The sequence below is a fragment of the Variovorax sp. 05T418 genome (assembly GCF_056396385.1).
The window spans coordinates 449,490-469,975 of sequence record NZ_JBFTLJ010000001.1; the positions used below are offsets into that span (position 1 = coordinate 449,490).

The following is a 20,486-nucleotide window of genomic DNA, read 5'->3' on the forward strand; positions in this document are numbered from 1 at the left end:
GCAGAGGACGCCGCGGGCGCTACGCAGCGCCGAACCAATCGCCCGCGGATCGACCCTGGTCCGGACCGAGCATCGAAAAGCCGCCGTCCACCGGAATGTCGGCGCCGGTGACGAAGCGCGCCGCGTCCGAGCACAGGAACAGCACCACCTGCGCCACGTCGTCGCCGTCGCCCACGCGGCCCAGCGGGTGCATCGGCGCGCCAACGCGGTCGGCCCTTGCACGGTCGCCGTCCGCCATGCGCGACAGCGCGTCCGACCAGGTCCAGCCCGGCGACACCGAGTTCACTCGTACGCCCCGGGCCGCCAGCGTGGCGGCCTGGTTGCGCGTGAGTTGCAGGATGGCCGCCTTGGCCGCCGGGTACAGCGCCCGCCCCGCCGCGCCGAACTTGCCGCCGACGCTGCCCATGTTCACGATGGCGCCGCCCTGCGCGGCCAGCGCGTCGGCGCTCTTCTGCACCAGCATCGCGCCCGAGACCAGGTTGACGTTCAGCGCGCTCAGCCAGTCGGCGCGCGCGGCGCCGAGCCCCGCGTCGCCGTAGACCACGGCGTTGTTGACGAGGCAGTCGATGCGGCCTTCGGTGCGCAGCACGCCGGCCACCAGCGCATCGAGCGCATTGTCCGAGGCGATGTCGCAGGCGACGAAGCGGCAACCCTCGCCCAACCCGGCCGCCAGCGCCTCGCCGCGCACCGCGTCGATGTCGACCGCCACCACGCGCGCGCCGGCCTGCACGAAGGCCCGCGCGATGGCGTTGCCCAGCAGCGCGGCGGCGCCGGTCACGACGGCGACCTTGCCTTGCAGCGGGGTCATGGCCGGCCTCCCCTCTCCATCTGTGCCACGGCATCGTCCACGCGGACCACGTCCGCGAGCATCGACAGGGTTTCGAGGCTGGCGGCCTGCAGGTGCGCCTGCGCGGTGCTGCAGGCGTCGGCGACCACCGCCACGTCGTAGCCCAGGTCGCTCGCGTGGCGCGCGCCGTGCTCCACCACATGGTTGGTGGCGATGCCGGCCAGGTACAAGCGGCTGGCACCGGTGGCGCGCACCACCTCCTCGAGCCCGCTGGCCCAGAAGGGGTTGTTGCGCTTGTGGGTGACGACGGCTTCGCCCGGCAGCGGCGCGAGTTCGCCGTAGAACCCGGCACCCCAGCTGCCTTCCTGCACCGCGCCGCTCTCGGCCACGCGCCGGAACAGCGCGCAGTTGCGCAGGCAATCCGAGTAGTCGGGCGCGAAGGCGATGCGCACGAAGATCACCGGCACGCCGTTCGCGCGCGCAGCGGCGATCAGCCGTGCGGCCGAGGCGATGAGGCGCGGGCGTGCGGGGTCGTCGGCGGCCACGCCCACGCGCACCTTGCCGTCGACGTGCAGCACGTCGTTCTGGTAGTGCATGGCCAGCAGCGCGGCCTTCACATGAACACCTGCAAGGCTTCGTGCGGCGCGTCGCAGTTGACAAGGTCGATGCGCTTGGTCTGGATGCGCCAGCCGTCCTCGGCGCGGCGCAGGGTGTGCAACACGCTGCCGCCGAAGCTGCGCTGTTCGGTCTTGCGCCACTCCAGCAGCAGGAAGGTCGAGCGCACGGTGCAGCCCGCGTCGTCGTCGCGCGACTCGAGCGCGATGTTGCCCAGCACGTGCACGGTGCGCGTGGGCGGCTGCTGCGAATAGGCGCGGGCCTGCTCGAGCCGCCGCGCGCGCATCGAGCGCAGCAAGGCATCCTCGCAGAACAGCGAGGCGTGGTTGAGGTGATCGGCCTGGCCGTGCACCAGCGGCACCCAGTACAGCCCGTCGGGCGTGAAGAGCTTCTGCCATTCGTCCCAGCGGTGCTCGTCGAGCAGGCGCGCCTCGTGGTGCAGGAACTGCGTGAGGTCCTGCTGCTCGTTCCAGTCGCGGAAGTTCATTCGGCGCTCCCGGCGTGTTCGTTCGCGTGTTCGTTCGTCTTGACGCCCATGTAGCCGGCCCAGGCCGCGAACATGTTGCGCGATGGCATCTCGCTGTTGCCGTTGGAGGCGCGCCCGCCCGGCAGCGGCTGGTCGCGCCCCGCCGCGCGGTGCATGCTGACCCAGTCGCCGCCATTGGAGCCCAGGCCTTCCTGCACGCGGTTGTAGGCCTCCAGGTCGTCGGGCATCACGTTCGACGAAGGCGAGTTGACGATGTTGGTGTACTTGAGCGTGCGCTGGAAGGTGGCCTCCGGCGCACCCTTCAGCCGGAAGCTGAAGATCTCGACCAGCGTGCGGTCCACCGACAGCGGCCGGATCACGCGGATCTGCTGGAACGAGGTGTGCGGCGAACAGCTCGGGTACACGATGGTGTTGTGCCGGTTCACGCGCAGGATCTCTCCGGCGCGCTCGGCACCCTTCGCCGCTTCGAGCGACGCCACATACGCCAGGCTCACCGGATCGGTCGGCGGCACGAAGATGCCTTCCATGAAGCCATGGCCGTGGTCGTAGCCCTTGAGTTCGAGCTTCTCCCAGAACTCCAGCGGCTCGCCGTTGCCGTCGACGATCACCACCTCGAAGGGCTTGGGCGTGCCGGCCGGCATGGCTTCGTACTCTTCCTTGGCCGCGCGCCACGACGATTCGTGCGTGGCCACGGCGTGGATGGTGTCGTGCAGGTTCTCGAAGAAGATCTTCCAGTTGTTGCGCTGGATCACGCGCTGCACGCCGCCCGCCACCTCCACTTCGCCCTCCGGGGCGCGGTCGCAGAAGTTGTCGAGCGACGTGGCCACGCCGCCCAGGAATTCCTTCAGTTCCGGCCCGTCCGCCGACAGGCTCGCGAACACGAAGCCGCGGTGCGTGGCCACGCGCGCCACCTTGCGCACGCCGTACTGCGGGTCTTTCAGGTCGAGCGCGGTGCATTCGTAGCCGCTGCGCAGCGGCACCGACAGCAGGCTGCCGTCGCATTTGAAGGTCCAGCCGTGGTACAGGCAGCGCAAAAACTTGCCGGCGCTGCCGCTGCCGTCGGGCACGATCCTGGCGCCCTTGTGCGGGCAGCGGTTGAACATCACGTGCACCTGGCCGTCGGTGTGCCGCACCATCACCACGGGCTCGCGGCCCAGGCGGGTGGTGAAGTAGTCGCCGGGCTTGGGCACCTGGCTTTCGTGGCCGACGTAGATCCAGGCCTGGCCGAACACGCGGTCCATCTCCAGCTCGAAGATGGCGGGGTCGGTGTAGACGCGCTTGTGCACGCGGTCGGGCTGCACGAGCCCTTGCAGGTCGATGGTCATGGGGTGGGTCTCCTGGTCAGATGTCGAGCACCAGGTGCGGCGTCTTCGCGCGCGACACGCAGGTGCACAGGGTCTTGCCGTCCGCCTTCTCGCGCGGACTGAGGTTGTGGTCGCGGTGGTCGGGCACGCCCTCGACCACGTCCACCACGCACACGCCGCAGTCGCCCTGGCGGCAGTCGTACAGCGGGTCCAGGCCCGCGGCGATGAGCACGTCGAGTAGGCTCTGGCCGGGCGGCACGCTCAGCGTCTTGCCCGAGCGCAGCGTGCGCACCTCGAAGGCCGCGTCGCCCGCCTGCGCGATGGCACCGGCGAAGAGCTCGAAGTGCACGTGGTCGCCAGGCCAGCCCAGCGCGCGGGCGGTGTCGACCACGGCCTGCACCATGCCGCGCGGGCCGCACACATGCAGGTGGCGGCCCGGCACGGGCGCGGCCAGCAGCGCGTGCAGGTCGAGGCCGCGTGCCGGGTCGCCGCCGTCGTGCACCACGGTGCCGCCCAGCGCGCGCACTTCGCCGAGGTAAGCCGTGGCTTCTGCGCTGCGCGTGGCATAGACGAATTCGAAGGGCTGCCCCTCGGCCGCGAGCGAGCGCGCCATGCACAGCAGCGGCGTGATGCCGATGCCGCCCGCAAGGAGCAGCGGCGGCGCGCTGCCGGCGTGCAGCGCGAAGTCATTGCGCGGCGGGTGCGCGGCCAGCGATGCGCCGGGTTGCAGCGCATGCATCCAGGCCGAGCCGCCCTCGCCTTGTGGCTCGCACAGCACCGCGATCTCGCAGCGGTCCGAGCCGTCGTGCGGCCGGGCGAGCGAGTAGGCGCGCTGCCCCGCGCGGCCGTTGGCCTGCACCACCCGCACGCCCAGGTGCGCGCCCGGCGCGAACGGCGGCAAGGGCTCGCCGTTCGCCGATCGCAGCACGAAGGCCTTGATGCCCGGCGTGAGCGGCGTGGCCGAGTCCACGACCAGCGCGAGCATGTCGGAGTCGCCGCTCATCCCAAGGGCAGCGCCGGATCGGCGATGGTGAGCGCGGCCGATTTTTCCCAGCGCGGCATCAGCGTGTTCGACGGCTGCGTTTCGTCGACCAGCTTGCGCGCCGTCCCGGCGCCGGCCACGGGCAGGCCCTTCGGATCGAGCAGGCCGATCTGCACCAGCACGCTGGCCTGGTCCCAGTAGATGTGCTCGTGGTAGAGCTTGTCGCCGCGGAACTTCACGATGGCCACGAGCGGAATCTCCACCGGCTTGCCGGTGGGCGCGATGCCCGGGAGCAGCCAATCGATCTCGACCGTGTGGGTGAAGCTGAACAGCATCTCGTCCACGATCTGCGTCGCACCCACCGTGCGCGAGATGGGCGTGAGCCGCGTGTCGGGCGGCGTCGTCGGAATGAAGTGGTGCTTGTAGAAGCGCGACAGCTCCCTGGCGCCGACGCCGCCGGTCATGGTCGGAATGTGGTTCACATAGGGCTCGCCCACCATCGTGGCCATGGTGGCGACCACGTCGCGCGTGGCGAACTCGTACTCGCAGTGCTTGTCCCACAGCGCCGAGAGGTCGTACACCGGGCCGATCGCTTCCTTGAACAGCGCCATCGAGCGCTGGTGCGCCATGAGCGTGGAGGGCTTGTCGAAATGCTCGCCGCCGGTGCGCGCGAACGCATGGTCGACGCCCGGGTAGACATACATGTGCGCAGCGGGCTTGCCGGCGAAGGCCGCGAGCACCTGGGCGCGGGCCTCGGGCGGGCAGAACTGGTCGAGCTCGGCAAAGTGCAGCGCAATGGGGCAATCGATCTTCGGCACCAGGTCGAGCGCGCCCTCGATGCCCACGCCGTAGTAGCCCACGGCCGCGTCCACGCCCGAGTGCGCGGCGGCCAGGTAGGCCAGCTTGCCGCCGAGGCAGAAGCCCAGCGCGCCGACCTTGCCGGTGCAGGCCGGGTGCGCACGCAGCGCCTTCACGCTCGCCGTGACGTCGGCCACGCCGGCCTCGATGTCGAACTTCTGGAAGAAGCCGAAGGCGCGCTGCCAGTCCTCGGGCGAGTAGCCCAGCTCGACGCCGGGCTCCATGCGCCAGAACAGGTCGGGCGCTAGCACCACGTAGCCCTCTTCGGCGTAGAGGTCGGCCACTTCGCGCACGTAGTCGTTGATGCCGAAGATCTCCTGGCACAGCACGATGCCGGGGCCGCGCCCCGAGGCCGGCAGGGCCAGGTAGCCGCGAAAGGTCTGGGTGCCGTCGCCGGCCGGGATGTCGATGGTGTCGCTCATCGGTTCGTCTCTCGAAGTGGTGGGGTCGGCGGCGATTCTGTGGAGCGTGCCGGGCCGTTGTCTGTCCATTTCGTGCAGCGGTTTGCGCCGCACGAAACGGATAGCGAGGCGGCGCCGCCGCACAGAGACTGCGGCCTGCATTTGCTGCCCCACCCACGTTCAATGAACCCACTCCCGAGGAGACTTTCCATGCCGCAGGCCACGCCCCGATCCGTCTTGTGCGCGCTCACCGTCCTGGTGGGCGCGCTGGCACTGCCGTCACAGGCGCAGACCGTGAAGGTCGGCCTGGCGATGGACCTGTCCGGCCCGTTTGCCGTCGGCGGTGCCGAGGCCAAGGCCGGCTTCGCCGTCGCGATGAAGCAGCTGGGCGGCAAGCTCGGCGGCGTACCGGTGGAATTTGTCGAGGCCGACACGGCAGGCAACCCCGAGATGGCGCGCCAGGTGGTCGAGCGCATGCTGCTGCGCGACAAGATCGACCTGTTCACCGGGCCCGTCGGCTCGTCGGTCGCGCTGGCGGTAGGCCCGCCGCTCTTTGCGGCCAAGGTGCCCTACCTGTCGAGCAACACCGGCCCGAGCGACTATTCGGGCGCGCGCTGCAATCCGTACTTCTTCGGCGCCTCCTACCCGAACGATGCGTACTATGAATCGGCCGGCAAGTTCGCCTCGGACAAGGGCTTCAAGAAGGTCGCGATGATCGCGCCCAGCTATCCCGGCGGCAAGGACGCCATCAACGGCTTCAAGCACACCTTCAAGGGCAGCGTGAGCGACGAGCTGTACACCAAGCTCGGGCAGCTCGACTACTCGGCGGAGCTGGCGCAGATCCGCGCGTCGAAGCCCGATGCGCTGTACTTCTTTTTGCCCGGCGCCATGGGCGTGAGCTTCATCAAGCAGTTCGTCGGCGCCGGGCTGTCGAAGGACGTGGCGCTGATCTCCACCGCGTTCTCGGCCGACGAGGACATGATCCCCGCCGTCGGCGAGCCGATGCTCGGCCTGTTCAATACCGCGCACTGGTCGTTCGACCTCGACAACGCCGCCAACCAGCGCTTCGTGGCGGCTTTCCGCCAGCAGAACAACGGGCGCAATCCGTCCTTCTATGCCGGCCAGGCCTACGACGTGCTGATGGCGATGGATGCGGCCGTGCGCGACGTCGGCGGCAAGCTGGCCGACAAGCCCGCGCTGCTCAAGGCGATCAAGGCGGCCAACTACAAGTCGGTGCGCGGCGATTTCCGCTATGGCCCGAACAACTTCCCGATCCAGAACTACTACCTGCGCGTGATCGCCAAGGACGCGAACGGGCGCATCGCCAACAAGGTGATCGGCACCGTGCTGGAGCGCTACCAGGACCGGACTGCCGCCCAGTGCGCGATGAAGTCCTGAGGATGCGTGCGCTTCAGTGCCGCGCGGCCGGCAGCGGTGCGGGATCGCGGGAGGTGTCGCGCGGCAGCTGGCCGAAGCGCTCGCGGTAGCAGGCGGCAAAGCGGCTCAGGTGCGAGAAGCCGCAGCTCAGCGCCACCTCGGTGACGCTGGCACCGTCGTGCCGCGCCAGCTGCGCGTGCGCGGCGTCCAGCCGCATGTTGCGCAGCACCTCGCCGGGCGAGAGGTCGCGATAGCGCTTGAAGAGCAAGGCGAGGCTGCGGCGCGTGACGCCCGCGGCCTGCGCCACGTCTTCGAGCGACAGCAGCGTGTCGAGCCGCTCGCGCATGAACTCCTCGGCTCGCCGCAGCTGCCGCAGGCCGGCTTCCTCGCAGCCGCGCCGCACGGCGGCATGCCGTTGCAGGGCTGAATTCGGCCGGTGGCACAGCAGGTAGAGCATCAGGTTGTCTTCGCAGTGCGCCATCCACCGCGGGTCGTAGGTTCCCAGGTCGCCCGAAGGCAGCAGCGAGGCCAGGCCGGCCACCATGCGGCACCACTGCGTGCCGGCGGCGTCGTCCAGGCAAAAGGGCATCGCGAAATCGATCTCGCCCACGTCGTCGGTGCCGCGCAAGGCGAAGGCATGGCGTGCCACCTCCTGCAGCCGGCTGAGCTCGATTTTCAATATCAGCTGTTCGCAGTCGGCATGCCAGTGCAGCCGCACCGGCTTGTGGGCGGAAATGACCGCGCCCTGCCCGGGATGGATCTGCAGGGTGTGCCCGCCGGTATGGACGTCGGCATGGCCGCGAAGCGGCATCTGCACCAGCACGAAGTTGCCGAGCGCGTCGGGCTCGATGTCGACATCGCAGCCGTAGCGCAGGATGCACAACGACAGTGCGCTCAGCTCCGCGCGGCAGAAGATGGCGTCGACGTCGCCGCGGCCCCACACGCTGCGGTGCGGCTTGAGCTCGCGGGAGACACGCGCATGCGTCTCCTCTGCATCATGCGAACGGAAGAGTTCTCTCTCGTACAAGGGGGAAAGCTGCTCGTTCGACCACGCGTCCATAGGCATTTCCTCACTCAGGTTCAACGTTGAGACAGTTTTGCTCTGCGCCGCGTTGTACCGCAATTTGTGGGCCCGTTCCAGGATTACGATCGGACATCATCCGCAGGCCCTCCATGCTCCTCCACGTCGACGAAGAGATCACCTTCCGCAAGCTCGAGATCCTGCTGGCCTTCATGGAGACCGGCAATCTTGCGCGCGCGGCCGAAAAGCTCGAGATCAGCACCGTGAGCGTGCACCGCGCGCTGCATTCGCTGGAAACCGGCCTGCGCTGCGCGCTGTTCCGGCACGAGGGCCGCAACCTGCATCCGACCGATGCGGCACAGGCGCTGGCAGACGTGGCGCGCGATGTGCTGCGCACCATGTCCGAGGGCATCCGCGCGACACGGGAAGTGGCCGGCTACTCGTCCGACCGGATCCGCATCGGATCGCTCTATTCGCTGACGAGCCGCACGGTGCCGCGGCTGATCATGGGGCTGAAGCTGCGCAGGCCCGAGCTGCACACCGAGCTCGTGCTCGGCTCCAACGCCGACCTCCTGCAGAAGCTGCGCGACGGCGCGATCGATGCCGCCCTCATGGCGGTGCCCGAGGGAACGGCGGACGTCGAGTCGGAGCCGCTGTTCGAGGACGACATCCGGTTCGCCGCCCCGGTGGGCTCCCCCTATTCGGGGCAGAAGGAGATCGACCTGGCCGCCTGCGCCGGCGAGCGCTTCGTGAGCCTGAGCGAAGGCTTCGTCACCTACAGCGGCTTCGTGGAGTCGTTTCGCGTGGCCGGCTTCACGCCCAACGTGGTGATGGAGACGGGCGACATCTTTTCGCTCATGAACCTGGTGAGCGGCGGCGTCGGCTACACGCTGCTGCCGGGCCGCGTGTGGGGGGTGATGCCGCAGAACGTGCAGCTGATTCCGCTGCAGCCCCGCTACCTGATGCGCCAGACCATCGCGCTCAACTTCCTGCGCACGCGCGAGCGCGATCCCAACCTGCTCGCGCTGCTGGCGCTGTGCCGCAGCTCGAAGGCCGAACTGGCCTAGGGTTTACCCGCGATCGTTTCACGCGCCGTAAGCGTCGCCGTCCCCCGTTAATTGATCGCGCGCAGGGGCGCCGATACCGTACGTCTCCAGAACACCGCGCATCTCGCGCGGCACACAACGGAGACGCCCATGATCATTTTCGGAACCGCCCTGCTGGCCGTATGCCATCTGCTGGGCATCTTCCTGGGCGACCTGCTCGGGCAGGCGCTGGGCGTGAAGACCAACGTCGGGGGCGTCGGCATCGCGATGCTGCTGCTGATCTTCGCGCGGCTCTACATGCAGAAGCGCGACTTCCTGCCCAAGCTCACGGAGCTCGGCGTCGAGTACTGGGGCGCGATGTACATCCCCGTGGTCGTGGCCATGGCGGCGCAGCAGGACATGGTCGCGGCGCTGCGCGGCGGACCGGTGGCGCTGCTCTCGGCCATTGCCGCCGTCGCGGTCTGCGCCTGCGTGATCGCGGTGATCAATCGCGCGGAGCGGCCGCAGGTGGAAGCGCAGGGCGCGCCCAAGCTGCACGACAACCCCCTGCTGGCCGAAGCGGAGTGAACGGCATGATCGAAATCCTCGAAAAAGCCGCGCTCCAGAACGGCCTCGTGACCGCCTTTGCGGTGGTCGGCCTGGTGATCCTGCTGTCGGGCCAGATCTCGCGCCGGCTGACCTTCGGCCGCGTGCACGGCTCGGCCATCGCGATCGTGATCGGCCTGGCGCTCGCCTACTGGGGCGGCACACAGACCGGCGGCCACAAGGGCCTGGCCGACATGTCGCTGTTCGGCGGCATCGGGCTGATGGGCGGCGCGATGCTGCGCGACTTCGCGATCGTGGCCACCGCCTTCGAAGTGCAGGCCACCGAGGCGCGCAAGGCCGGGCTGATCGGCGTGGTGTCGCTGCTGCTGGGCACGGTGCTGCCCTTCATCGTGGGCGCATGCATTGCACGCGCCTTCGGCTACTCCGACGCAGTGAGCATGACCACCATCGGCGCCGGCGCGGTCACCTACATCGTCGGCCCGGTGACGGGCGCGGCCATCGGCGCGAGCCCGGACGTGATGGCGCTGAGCATTGCGACGGGGCTGGTCAAGGCCATCATCGTGATGGTGGGCACGCCCATCGCCGCGCGCTTTCTCGCACTGAAGACGCCGCGCTCGGCAATGGTGTTCGGCGGCCTCGCAGGCACCGTGAGCGGTGTTTCCGCCGGCCTTGCCGCGACCGACCGCAAGCTGGTGCCCTACGGCGCGCTCGTCGCGACCTTTCACACCGGCCTGGGCTGCCTGATGGGGCCGTCGGTGCTGTTTTTTGCCACCAAGGCATTGGTGGGTTGAGGGATCTCCATGGACCGCATGAACTGGAACACCAAGGCCGAGAATCGCGCGGCACGCCTTGCGCGGGCGGCCAACGCGCTCGGCGCCGAACTGGCGGGCAAGCGCGTCGCCACCGAGGCCATCGGCCAGCTGCTGGAGGCCGTGCTGGAGCCGGGCGACCGGGTCTGCCTCGAAGGCAACAACCAGAAGCAGGCCGACTTTCTCGCGCGTGCGCTGGTCCAGGTCGATTCCACGAAAGTGCATGGGCTGCACATGGTGCAGTCGGTGCTGGCGTTGCCGGAGCATCTGGACCTCTTCGAGAACGGCGTGGCCGCCCGGCTGGACTTCAGCTTCTCGGGTCCGCAAGGCGCGCGGCTGGCCAAGCTGGTGTCGGCCGGACGCATCGAGATCGGCGCCATCCACACCTACCTGGAGCTGTTCGCGCGCTACTTCGTCGATCTCACGCCGCAGGTGGCGCTGGTGACGGCGCACGCGGCCGATGCCCAGGGCAACCTCTACACCGGCCCCAACACCGAGGACACGCCCGTCATCGTGGAGGCCACCGCCTTCTCGGGCGGCGTCGTGATTGCCCAGGTCAACGAGCTGGTCGACGGCCACACGACGACGCTGCCGCGCATCGACATACCGGCCGACTGGGTGAACTTCGTCGTGAAGGCGCCGCGCCCCAATTTCATCGAGCCGCTGTTCACGCGCGACCCGGCGCAGATCAGCGAGGTGCAGGTGCTGATGGCGATGATGGCCATCAAGGGCATCTATGCCGAGTACGGCGTGCAGCGGCTGAACCACGGCATCGGCTTCGACACCGCGGCCATCGAGCTGCTGCTGCCGACCTATGCCGAGTCGCTCGGTCTCAAGGGCAAGATCGGCAAGCACTGGGCGCTGAACCCGCACCCGGCATTGATACCGGCCATCGAGGCGGGCTGGGTGGAGTCGGTGCATTCCTTCGGCTCCGAGCTGGGCATGGAGGACTACATCCGCGCGCGCTCCGACGTCTTCTTCACCGGCCCCGACGGCAGCCTGCGCAGCAACCGCGCGCTGTGCCAGGCGGCCGGCCACTACGCCTGCGACATGTTCATCGGCTCGACCCTGCAGATCGACCTGGACGGCAACAGCTCCACCGCGACGCTGGGCCGCATCGCCGGCTTCGGCGGCGCCCCCAACATGGGCGCCGATGCGCGCGGCCGCCGCCATGCGAGCCCGGCCTGGCTGAAGGCCGGGCGCGAAGCGCGCGACGGCCGCAGCGGCGCGGCCGGCACGCCGCGCGGGCAGAAGCTGGTGGTGCAGATGGTCGAGACCTTCCGCGAGCACATGCAGCCGGCCTTCGTCGACCGGCTCGATGCCTGGACGCTGCAGGAGCAGGCCGGCATGGCGCTGCCGCCGATCATGATCTACGGCGACGACGTCACGCACATCCTCACCGAAGAGGGCATTGCCAACCTGCTGCTGTGCCGCAGCGACGCGGAGCGCGAGCAGGCCATCCGCGGCGTGGCGGGCTACACGGCAGTGGGCCTGGCGCGCGACCAGCGCGCGGTCGAGAACCTGCGCGACCGCGGCGTGATCCGCCGGCCGCAGGACCTGGGCATCGACCCGCGCCAGGCCACGCGCAACCTGCTGGCCGCACGCAGCATGCGCGACCTGGTGCGCGCCTCCGGCGGCTTGTACCAACCGCCCAGGCGCTTCAGAAACTGGTAGCAGGAGATCCGACGATGAGCGACGTTCCCGCAGGGCTCGAAACCCTGGACTTTTCTTTCTCCGGCGGCCGGCCGGCCGGCGCCTTTGCGCCGGTGCTGGTCGGCGTGGTCGGCTCGGGCAACCTCGAGGTCATGCTCGAGCCCGCCGGCGGCGATGGCTGCGCGGTGCGCGTCGAAACCTCGGCGCGCGGTTTCGGGCCGATCTGGCAGGCCGTGATGAACGACTTCCACGCGCGCCATCCGCTGGCCGGTGTGCGCATCTCGATCAACGACATGGGTGCCACGCCCGCCGTGGTGAGCCTGCGCCTGGATCAGGCGGTGGCCGAGATCGACGGAGGCCGGCCATGATCAGCTATGCCGAATGCTCGGCGCGCGAGCGGCTGGCGCTGCTGCTCGACGCCGGCAGTTTTCACGAATGGCTGCCGCCGAGCGAGCGGGTCATGAGCCCGCACCTCGCGCAGCTTGGCGTGCCCTCGGCCTTCGATGACGGCGTGGCGATCGGCCGCGCGATGCTGGGTGGCCGCGAGGTCTTCGCGGCTGCGCAGGAAGGCGCGTTCATGGGCGGCGGCGTGGGCGAGGTGCACGGCGCCAAGCTGGTCGGCCTGCTGCAGCGCGCGCTGCGCGACCGGCCGGCCGCGGTGCTGCTGCTGGCCGAATCGGGCGGCGTGCGGTTGCACGAGGCCAACGCCGGCCTCATCGCGGTGTCGGAAGTGATGCGCGCCGTGCTCGACGTGCGCGCCGCGGGCATACCGGTCATCGTGCTGATCGGCGGCGCCAACGGTTGCTTCGGCGGCATGGGCATCGTGGCGCGCTGCGCCGACCACATCGTGATGAGCGATGTCGGGCGGCTCGCGATGTCGGGCCCGGAAGTGATCGAGGCCTCCCACGGCGTGGATGAATTCGACTCGCGCGACCGGGCGCTGGTCTGGCGCACGACCGGTGGCAAGCACCGCTGGCTGACCGGCGATTGCGATGCGCTGGTCGAGGACGACGTCGCGGAATTCCGCGCAGCCGCCATCGCGGCGCTCGAACGGCAGCAGCCGCTGACCCAGGCGGCGCTGGAGCAGGAGCACAGCCTGCTCACGCAGCGCCTGCATGCGCTGCCGGACGGCGACGCCGGCGGCGACGAAGCGACGCTGCTCTGGCGCGCGCTCGGCATTGCCGGCGCGGAAAACGTCCCGGACCTTCCGGTGGAAGCGGTGCGCGCGCTGCGCACCCTGTGAGCAAGGAGCATCAGATGCAATGGAATTCCCTGGTCACCCAGCTCTTCGGCTCCTTCCACGGCCTGCGTGCGGATGGCGATTTTCTGCAGGGCGAAGTGATCTTCGAACGCGAGCCGCTCACGGTGATCGGCACCACGAACCACGCGCCGATCGGCGTGCGGCTCGCGCTGGCGCAGGCGCGCGCGGTGCTCGACACCGTCAGGCAGCATCCGGGCCGTCCGATCCTGCTGTTGATCGACACGCAGGGCCAGCAACTGCGCCGGCGCGACGAACTGCTCGGCATCAATCGCGCGATGGCGCACCTGGGCGCGAGCATCGACCTGGCGCGGCGCCGCGGCCATCGCGTGATCGGCCTGGTGTACGACCAGGCGCTGTCGGGCGGCTTCATCACCTCGGGGCTGATCGCCGACGCCTGCTACGCGCTGCCGGAGGCCGAGATCCGTGTGATGCGCATTCCCGCGATGGCGCGCGTGACCAAGCTGCCGGAGGACCGGCTCACCGAGCTGTCGAAATCCAACCCGGTGTTCGCGCCCGGCGTGCAGAACTATGTGGCGATGGGCGGCGTGCGTGCGCTGTGGACCGGCGACCTGCAAACCCGCCTGCGCGATGCGCTGGCCCACACGCCGACAGAAGACAGGCGCGCACGCGACGGCGCCGAACGCGGTGGACGCCGGCTCGCCGCCGCGGTCGTGCAGCGCGTGCTGGACGCTGCCTGAACGCGGGCTGAGTTCGGATGACCGCCATGGTTTCGCTGCATCGCCACCAACTCGCCTGGCTCACCCGGAGCGGGTGGGCCGCCGTGCTGGGCCGGCCCTGGGACGAACAGGCGCGCGGCTGCCTCGCGCATTGGGCCTTGCATCGATTGCCGCTGGTCGTGACGCGCCAGCCGGCCCATGCCGGCGCCGATGGATGGATCGCGCTGGGTTTGCCCGCGCCTGCGTGCTGGGGCCGGCGCCGGCTTGTGCTGCAGGTGCCGCGCGCCGCGGTGGATGGCCTCGGCGAGTTCCCGCGGCTCGCCGACGTGCAGGACCTGCTGCCGCCGCCAGCATGGGATGTGCTGCGCGAACTGCTCGGCAGGCTCAGCCAATGCCACGCGGCGGCACGCGTGTTCGGCAGCTACGGCTGGCAGGCGATCAGCGGTCTCGACCATGTGCGCGCGGGCTCCGATCTGGACCTGTCGATCGCGGTCGAAGGAGCGATCCATGCGGATGCCGTGGCGCGCGCGCTCGGCTTGTTCGAGGCACCGCAGCTCCGGCTGGACGGCGAGCTCATGTTCGGCGACGGCGCAGCGGTGGCCTGGCGTGAATGGGCCGAATGGCGCGGCGGGCGTGCGCGGGCCGTGATGGCCAAGCGGCTCGACGGCGTGCACCTGCATCGCGATGCCGCCTGGTGTGGCCACACGGAGCCGATGGAGATCGCCGCATGAGGAACTTCGCGCGCTTGCCGTCACCGGATTCGCGCCTGGCACCGGCGGCGATCGGACGCGCGGCCACGCTTGCGCTCTACGACGAACTGTCGCTGTCGCCCAAGCCCGGCCTGGTCACCTTGATCGACTGCGGCAGCCACGACGACATGGACGCACACACCTTCATGCGCAGCCTGTTCTCGCTGCGCCGCTACTTCGTCCGGATCGCCGAGGCCGGCGCCGCAGGCGCGGATTTCGCAGTGCTCGAGCGCCACGGCATTGCGGCGGAGGCGCGCATGCTGGCCGCCACCGGCGGCGTCAACACGCACCGGGGCGCGATCTTCATGCTCGGCCTGCTGTGCGCCGCGGCCGGTGCCGCGTTGCGGGCGCATGGCAGTGCATGGGATCCGGCGGCACTGCGCGATGCGCTGCGCCGGCACTGGGGCGAGGCACTGGCCGGGCGCAGCCAGCGCGCGCCCGTGCTGCCGGGCGGCATCGCGGCACGGCGCCATGGCCTGCGCAGCGCATCCGAAGAGGCGGCGCTGGCGTTTCCGGTGCTGTTCGAGACGGCGCTTCCTGCGCTGAGAAAGGCATTGGCCCGCGGCCTCGCGCCCCGCCTGGCGCGGCTCGATACCTTGTTCCACATCATTGCGGTGCTGGACGACAGCAATCTTGCGCACCGCGGCGGCCTGGCCGGCCTGCGCGGCGCCCAACGCGCGGCGCAGGGCTTTCTCGATCGGGGCGGGATCGCACGGCCCGAAGGGTTGCAAGAGGCGCAAGCCATTGCAGACGATTTCGTGCGGCGCCGCCTGTCGCCCGGCGGCGCGGCAGATACGCTGGCCGCCGCGTGCTGGCTCCAGCGCGTGTGCCCAGGCTCATGAGCTTCGCACTGCTTTTCTCCGGGCAGGGCAACCAGCATCCCGCGATGCTGCCATGGCTCGCGGACGACGCACTTGTGCATGACATGTGCGCGCAACTCGGCGTCGACGACTGGCGCCGTGCCCTCGCGGATCCGCACTGGGCCGAACGCAACGACAACGCGCAGACGCTGCTGACCGGCCTTGCCCTCGCGGCCTGGGCACAGCTTGCGCCCATGGTTTCGCCGCCCGCCGCGGTCGCCGGCTACAGCGTCGGCGAACTCGCTGCCTTCAGCGCGGCCGGCGTGATCGACGCGGGCGCGGCCGCAGCACTCGCGCCGCAGCGGGCCGCGGCGATGGACCGCTGCGCCGCACGCGCGCCCGGCGGCCTGCTGGCCGTGAGCGGTTTGCCCGAGCAGAAGTGGGAGCAGTTGCGCATCGATGCGGGGCTCGAACTCGCGATTCGCAACGGCAGCGCCAGCGTGGTCCTCGGCGGTCCGATCGCGGCATTGAACGATGCCGAGCGCATGGCAATCGCAGCCGGTGCGCAGTGCACACGCCTGCGGGTCAACGTCGCGTCCCATACGCGCTGGATGCGCGAAGCGGCGGAGAGCTTTTCACTGGTGCTGGCGCAGGTGCCGTTTCAGGCGCCCCGCGCCGTGCTGTTCAGCAATGCGGGGGACCGCATCCGCGATGCACGGTCTGCCCGCACGGCATTGGCTGCCCAGATCGCCCAGACGGTTCGCTGGGACGAATGCATTGAAAACATCATGGCGCGGCAGGTGCGCTGCGTGCTGGAAGTGGGGCCGGGCCAGGCGCTCGCGCGCATGTGGAACCAGCGCTACCCCGGCGTTCCCGCGCGCGCCTGCGACGACTTCCGCAGCGCTGCAGCGGTTGCAGCCTGGCTGAACAGCCATGCGGACCCGTGAAACAGCCACCAGATCCGCGACGCCTCGCATCAAACCATCAGGAGACCCATCGTGAGCAGCAACGAAGCAGCAAGCCCTCTCATTCCAGCCCCGGACATGAAGGACGCCCATGTGTACGGCATGGACGCCTATGAAAAACTGGTGGCCGAGGCAGAGGCCGACCACAGCGGCTACTGGTCGCGGCTCGCGCGCGAGTTCCTGGGCTGGAAAACGCCGTTCACCCGGGGGCTCGACGACAGCCAGGCGCCCTTCTTCAAGTGGTTCGAGGACGGCACGCTGAACGTGTCCTGGAACTGCCTCGATCGCCAGGTCGAGCGCGGCCTGGGCGACAAGACCGCGATCATCTTCGAGGCCGACGACGGACAGGTCACGCGGGCCAGCTACCGCGAGCTGCTCGCGCGCACCTGCCGCATGGCCAATGCGCTGAAGGCGCGCGGCGTGAAGAAGGGCGACCGCGTCGTCATCTACATGTCGATGAGCATCGAAGGCGTGGTCGCGATGCAGGCCTGCGCGCGCATCGGCGCCACGCATTCGGTGGTGTTCGGCGGCTTCTCGGCGCAGAGCCTGCGCGACCGCATCCAGGATGCCGGCGCCGTGATGGTCGTCACCGCCGACGAACAGGTGCGCGGCGGCAAGCCGCTGCCGCTCAAGGCCATCGTCGACGAAGCCATCGCGCTGGGCGGCTGCGAGAGCGTGAAGAACGTCGTCGTCTACCGCCGCACCGGCGGGCCGATCGGCTGGGTGCCCTCGCGCGACCGCTGGCTGCATGAAGAGACGCAAGGCCAGCCCGAGACCTGCGAGCCCGAATGGGTGGGCGCCGAGCATCCGCTCTTCGTGCTCTACACCTCCGGCTCGACCGGCAAGCCCAAGGGCGTGCAGCATTCCAGCGGCGGCTACCTGCTGCATGCCGCGCTGACGACGAAGTGGACCTTCGACCTGAAGCCCGCCGACGTGTTCTGGTGCACCGCCGACATCGGCTGGGTCACGGGCCATACCTACATCGCCTACGGTCCGCTCGCGCTGGGCGCCACCGAAGTGGTGTTCGAGGGCGTCCCCACCTATCCCGACGCGGGCCGCTTCTGGAAGATGATCCAGGACCACAAGGTGAGCGTGTTCTACACCGCGCCCACGGCCATCCGCTCGTTGATCAAGGCGGCCGAAGGTAACCCAGAAGTGCATCCCAGGCGCTACGACCTGTCGAGCCTGCGCATCCTGGGCTCGGTCGGCGAGCCGATCAATCCGGCGGCCTGGGAGTGGTTCCACCAGCACGTCGGCGGCGGCCGCTGTCCGATCGTCGACACTTTCTGGCAGACGGAGACCGGCGGCCACATGATCACGCCGCTGCCTGGCGCCACGCCGCTGGTGCCGGGTTCCTGCACCCTGCCCTTCCCCGGCATCGCGGCGGCCATCGTCGACGAGACCGGCGCCGACGTGCCGAACGGCCAAGGCGGCATCCTCGTGGTGAAGAAGCCCTGGCCGAGCATGATCCGCACCATCTGGGGCGACCCGGAGCGCTTCAAGGCCAGCTACTACCCGCCGGAACTCAAGGGCTTCTACCTCGCGGGCGACGGCGCCATCCGCGATGCGAAGACCGGCTATTTCACGATCACCGGCCGCATCGACGACGTGCTSAAYGTCTCGGGSCAYCGCMTGGGCACGATGGAGATCGAATCGGCGCTGGTGTCGWGSACCGMSCTSGTGGCCGAGGCCGCGGTGGTSGGSCGSCCCGACGACRYSACGGGCGAGGCGRTSTGCGCCTTCGTSGTGCTCAAGCGCGSGCGCCCCACGGGAGACGAAGCGAAGAAGATCGCGAACGAGCTGCGCAACTGGGTCGCAAAAGAGATCGGTCCGATCGCCAAGCCCAAGGACATCCGCTTTGGCGACAACCTGCCCAAGACGCGCAGCGGCAAGATCATGCGCCGCCTGCTGCGCTCGGTGGCCAAGGATGAGCCGATCACGCAGGACACGTCGACGCTGGAGAACCCGGCCATCCTGGCGCAGCTGTCGGAGCGGAACTGAGGGGGCGATGCATTGGAGCATCACATCCGGTTTATGTTTTGGCGATGTAGATGCAGATATTGAGTCGAGCAGATCGCCGATGGCCATTCAGAACGACTCCCGCTCCTGGGGCGCGCTATCGGTGCGGCCACCGGCCATGAAGCCGGGAGGCATTCCGGCGAGCGCATCGAAGATCGCGGTTGCGCTCGCGGGCCGCTCACGCAAAACAATGTCGTTGCCTTGGCGAAAGATCTCCACCTGCTCGGAGGTCAATCGAAACTCCTTCGGCAAGCGCACTGCCTGGCTGTTGCCGGATTTGAAAACACGGGCGTAGATCACCGGAGCCTCCTGATGCTGCGTATGTACAAAATGTATATGCATCGAAGATGGATCCGTCAACCGGCTGCCCTGCCCTCCTTGCCCGCAGGCTTGAGCCGCACCGCCAGAAAATCCAGGAACGCGCGCTGCACCGCCGTGCTGTGCCGGCGCTGCAGATAGACGGCCGAGAGCCACATGTCGCTGCGGACGAACTCCGACAGCACGGGCACCAGCCGCCCGCTCTCGATGTAGGGATCGAGCATCACCGACGGCAGGTAGACGACGCCTGCGCCCAGCAGTGCCGCCTGGATCAGCGGGCTGGCTTCCGTGGCGTCCAGCCGGCCGCGGACCGCCACCTCGATCGGCTGGCGGTCGGCCTCGAAGCGCCACTTCGGCAGCGGATTCAGTTGGGTGCTGATCAACGCGGCGTGGTGCGCAAGCTCGTCCGGGTGGGTGGGCACGCCGTGCTTGCGCCAGTACATGGGCGCGGCGCAGACGCTGAGCGCCATCGGCATCAGTTTCCGAACGATCAGGTTCTCGTTGGCCGAGGGGGCGAAGCGAAGTGCGATGTCGACGCCCTCTTCGGTGAGGTCGACCAGGCGGTTCGAGAGCACGAGGCTGATGCTGACCTCGGGGTAGTGGCCGAGGAAGTCGTTGATCAGCGCCGGCAGCTGCGTGAGGTCCATGCCGTGCGGTGCCGAGACGCGCAGGCGCCCGCTCGGGACGCGCGCGCGGTCCTGCAGCTCGGCGCGCGTCACATCGGCCAGTTCCAGTATCGGCCTGCTCCTGTCGAGCAGCAGGAGGCCTGCGTCCGTGAGGCTGACGGCGCGATTGGTCCGGTTCAGCAGCCGCACGCCGAAGCGGTGCTCGAGGGCCGCGATGTATTTGCTGACGGTTCCCCGCGACAGCGCCAGGTGCTTGGCGGTGCGGGAGAAGCTTCCGGAAGAGGCCACCTCGCTGAAGGTGCGCAGGAGATCCAGGCTGTCCATGATGTTCTCCTTCGTTGCCGGACGGGGCGAGCGTTCAGGAGGAACCGAGCCCGAGCTTTTTCCTGAGGCTCGCGTCCACCGGTCCCGCGGGCATGAAGCGGCGCAGCTTCGTCAGCAAGGACGCCTCCCCCGGCGGCGTGCAGCGCATGCGCCAGGGGCCGAGCGCCGCCTCGACGATGGTGCCCGCCACGCCGTGCGGCTCGGGCGCACTGCCCACGCTGTCGGCCACGGAGAGCGCCACCAGGTCGCGTTCGCGGTCATAGCCTGCGATCCGCGCCTTGGTGCGCGGGGCGTTGGCATCGAGGTTGGTCCGGGTGAAGGCCGGCTGCACCAAGGTCGCGCGAATGCCGAACTGGCGCACCTCGTGGTCCAGCGACTCCGACAGCCCTTCCACCGCATGCTTGGTGGCCGCATACAGGCCCATGTACGGGGCCGGGAGCACGCCGAGCACGGAGCTGACGTTGACGATCCGCCCGCGGCGTTTCTCACGCATGTACGGCAGCACCGCGCGCGTCACGCGCAGCAGGCCGAAGACGTTGGTGTCGAACAGCTCCGCGGCCTCGGCCGTCGCGGTTTCCTCGACCGCGCCGATCATCATCATTCCCGCGTTGTTGACCAGCACGTCGATGCGCATGGCCTGCTCGATGATGGAGTCGATGGCCGCCTGGACCGAGCCTTCCTCGCGGACGTCCATCTCGACGAACTCGACGCCGGGCAGCGCGGGTGCCCTGCGCAGGTCGCGCGCTGTGCCGAACACGCGGCAGCCGCGCGCCACGAACATTTCTGCAGCGGCGCGTCCGATGCCCGAGGATCCGCCCGTCACGACAACGACTGATGAACTCGACATGGCAATTCCTTCGA

22 protein-coding genes are annotated in these 20,486 nt (G+C 69.3%); 12 read left to right on the forward strand and 10 right to left on the reverse strand.

All coding sequences use genetic code 11. From position 1 onward, the window contains the following. Positions 1 to 19: 19 nt before the first annotated feature. Genes AC1DMS_RS02255 through AC1DMS_RS02280 form a run of 6 tightly spaced genes read right to left on the reverse strand, consistent with a single transcriptional unit; the run spans position 20 to position 5,455 of the window. Positions 20 to 808, reverse strand: a complete 789-nt coding sequence (locus AC1DMS_RS02255; RefSeq protein ID WP_307595989.1) for an SDR family oxidoreductase — start codon at positions 806 to 808, stop codon at positions 20 to 22. Next, positions 805 to 1,404 (reverse strand): cysteine hydrolase family protein, encoded by a 600-nt coding sequence (locus AC1DMS_RS02260; protein WP_307595991.1) that lies wholly within the window; start codon positions 1,402 to 1,404, stop codon positions 805 to 807. The genes AC1DMS_RS02255 and AC1DMS_RS02260 overlap by 4 nt, the downstream gene beginning before the upstream one ends. Next, positions 1,401 to 1,889, reverse strand: a complete 489-nt coding sequence (locus tag AC1DMS_RS02265) for an aromatic-ring-hydroxylating dioxygenase subunit beta (protein ID WP_015865446.1) — start codon at positions 1,887 to 1,889, stop codon at positions 1,401 to 1,403. Before AC1DMS_RS02265 ends, AC1DMS_RS02260 begins: the two co-directional genes overlap by 4 nt. Continuing rightward, on the reverse strand, positions 1,886 to 3,214 hold the full coding sequence (locus tag AC1DMS_RS02270; RefSeq protein ID WP_369664588.1) for an aromatic ring-hydroxylating dioxygenase subunit alpha: 1,329 nt from the start codon (positions 3,212 to 3,214) through the stop codon (positions 1,886 to 1,888). Before AC1DMS_RS02270 ends, AC1DMS_RS02265 begins: the two co-directional genes overlap by 4 nt. 16 nt (positions 3,215 to 3,230) lie before the next feature. Next, complete coding sequence (locus AC1DMS_RS02275) at positions 3,231 to 4,196, reverse strand: PDR/VanB family oxidoreductase (protein WP_369664589.1); 966 nt, start codon at positions 4,194 to 4,196, stop codon at positions 3,231 to 3,233. Further along, positions 4,193 to 5,455: a dienelactone hydrolase family protein gene (locus AC1DMS_RS02280; protein WP_278876686.1), complete on the reverse strand. Its 1,263-nt coding sequence runs from the start codon at positions 5,453 to 5,455 to the stop codon at positions 4,193 to 4,195. Before AC1DMS_RS02280 ends, AC1DMS_RS02275 begins: the two co-directional genes overlap by 4 nt. Before the next feature lie 189 nt (positions 5,456 to 5,644). Here AC1DMS_RS02280 and AC1DMS_RS02285 point away from each other — a divergent pair, with 189 nt between their 5' ends. After that, a complete protein-coding gene (locus tag AC1DMS_RS02285; RefSeq protein WP_018904211.1) occupies positions 5,645 to 6,832 on the forward strand; it encodes an ABC transporter substrate-binding protein in 1,188 nt (395 codons plus the stop codon). Positions 6,833 to 6,845: 13 nt separating this feature from the next. On the opposite strand, the gene AC1DMS_RS02290 is transcribed toward AC1DMS_RS02285, so the two are convergent. Further along, complete coding sequence (locus tag AC1DMS_RS02290; RefSeq protein WP_062364572.1) at positions 6,846 to 7,871, reverse strand: AraC family transcriptional regulator; 1,026 nt, start codon at positions 7,869 to 7,871, stop codon at positions 6,846 to 6,848. Between the two features lie 113 nt (positions 7,872 to 7,984). On the opposite strand from AC1DMS_RS02290, the gene AC1DMS_RS02295 reads away from it, so the two are divergent. The 11 genes from AC1DMS_RS02295 to acs all read left to right on the forward strand — a co-directional run bounded on the left by AC1DMS_RS02295 (position 7,985) and on the right by acs (position 18,339). Further along, positions 7,985 to 8,899: a LysR family transcriptional regulator gene (locus AC1DMS_RS02295; RefSeq protein WP_278876681.1), complete on the forward strand. Its 915-nt coding sequence runs from the start codon at positions 7,985 to 7,987 to the stop codon at positions 8,897 to 8,899. 129 nt (positions 8,900 to 9,028) lie between these two features. Then, on the forward strand, positions 9,029 to 9,445 hold the full coding sequence (gene madL / locus AC1DMS_RS02300; protein WP_015865439.1) for a malonate transporter subunit MadL: 417 nt from the start codon (positions 9,029 to 9,031) through the stop codon (positions 9,443 to 9,445). Between the two features lie 5 nt (positions 9,446 to 9,450). Then, the gene (gene madM / locus AC1DMS_RS02305) at positions 9,451 to 10,215 is read left to right on the forward strand and encodes a malonate transporter subunit MadM (protein WP_015865438.1); all 765 of its coding nucleotides are present in this window, start codon (positions 9,451 to 9,453) and stop codon (positions 10,213 to 10,215) included. 9 nt (positions 10,216 to 10,224) lie between these two features. Beyond that, positions 10,225 to 11,907: a malonate decarboxylase subunit alpha gene (gene mdcA / locus AC1DMS_RS02310; RefSeq protein WP_278876680.1), complete on the forward strand. Its 1,683-nt coding sequence runs from the start codon at positions 10,225 to 10,227 to the stop codon at positions 11,905 to 11,907. A gap of 14 nt (positions 11,908 to 11,921) precedes the next feature. Next, complete coding sequence (gene mdcC, locus AC1DMS_RS02315; RefSeq protein ID WP_018904208.1) at positions 11,922 to 12,254, forward strand: malonate decarboxylase acyl carrier protein; 333 nt, start codon at positions 11,922 to 11,924, stop codon at positions 12,252 to 12,254. Further along, entirely contained in the window at positions 12,251 to 13,129 is an 879-nt protein-coding gene (locus AC1DMS_RS02320; protein WP_018904207.1) for a biotin-independent malonate decarboxylase subunit beta, read from the forward strand. Before mdcC ends, AC1DMS_RS02320 begins: the two co-directional genes overlap by 4 nt. Before the next feature lie 14 nt (positions 13,130 to 13,143). Next, positions 13,144 to 13,845, forward strand: coding sequence for a biotin-independent malonate decarboxylase subunit gamma (gene mdcE / locus AC1DMS_RS02325; RefSeq protein WP_015865434.1), 702 nt, complete (start codon positions 13,144 to 13,146; stop codon positions 13,843 to 13,845). Positions 13,846 to 13,862: 17 nt separating this feature from the next. Continuing rightward, positions 13,863 to 14,555, forward strand: coding sequence for a malonate decarboxylase holo-[acyl-carrier-protein] synthase (gene mdcG, locus AC1DMS_RS02330; RefSeq protein ID WP_369664590.1), 693 nt, complete (start codon positions 13,863 to 13,865; stop codon positions 14,553 to 14,555). Beyond that, positions 14,552 to 15,415, forward strand: coding sequence for a triphosphoribosyl-dephospho-CoA synthase MdcB (gene mdcB, locus AC1DMS_RS02335; RefSeq protein ID WP_018904205.1), 864 nt, complete (start codon positions 14,552 to 14,554; stop codon positions 15,413 to 15,415). The genes mdcG and mdcB overlap by 4 nt, the downstream gene beginning before the upstream one ends. Beyond that, on the forward strand, positions 15,412 to 16,320 hold the full coding sequence (locus tag AC1DMS_RS02340) for an acyltransferase domain-containing protein (protein ID WP_018904204.1): 909 nt from the start codon (positions 15,412 to 15,414) through the stop codon (positions 16,318 to 16,320). The genes mdcB and AC1DMS_RS02340 overlap by 4 nt, the downstream gene beginning before the upstream one ends. A gap of 96 nt (positions 16,321 to 16,416) precedes the next feature. Then, positions 16,417 to 18,339 carry an acetate--CoA ligase gene (gene acs, locus AC1DMS_RS02345; protein ID WP_478180641.1) on the forward strand — a complete coding sequence of 641 codons (1,923 nt, stop codon included), beginning with the start codon at positions 16,417 to 16,419 and terminating at the stop codon, positions 18,337 to 18,339. An 87-nt stretch (positions 18,340 to 18,426) separates the two neighbouring features. Here acs and AC1DMS_RS02350 read toward each other — a convergent pair whose 3' ends face one another. The 3 genes from AC1DMS_RS02350 to AC1DMS_RS02360 are packed head-to-tail and all read right to left on the reverse strand — an operon-like array spanning position 18,427 to position 20,472. Beyond that, positions 18,427 to 18,657, reverse strand: coding sequence for an antitoxin (locus tag AC1DMS_RS02350; protein ID WP_015865429.1), 231 nt, complete (start codon positions 18,655 to 18,657; stop codon positions 18,427 to 18,429). A 56-nt stretch (positions 18,658 to 18,713) separates the two neighbouring features. Further along, positions 18,714 to 19,625, reverse strand: coding sequence for a LysR family transcriptional regulator (locus AC1DMS_RS02355; protein ID WP_018904201.1), 912 nt, complete (start codon positions 19,623 to 19,625; stop codon positions 18,714 to 18,716). A 34-nt stretch (positions 19,626 to 19,659) separates the two neighbouring features. Further along, complete coding sequence (locus AC1DMS_RS02360) at positions 19,660 to 20,472, reverse strand: oxidoreductase (RefSeq protein ID WP_026283942.1); 813 nt, start codon at positions 20,470 to 20,472, stop codon at positions 19,660 to 19,662. Between the last annotated feature and the right edge of the window lie 14 nt (positions 20,473 to 20,486).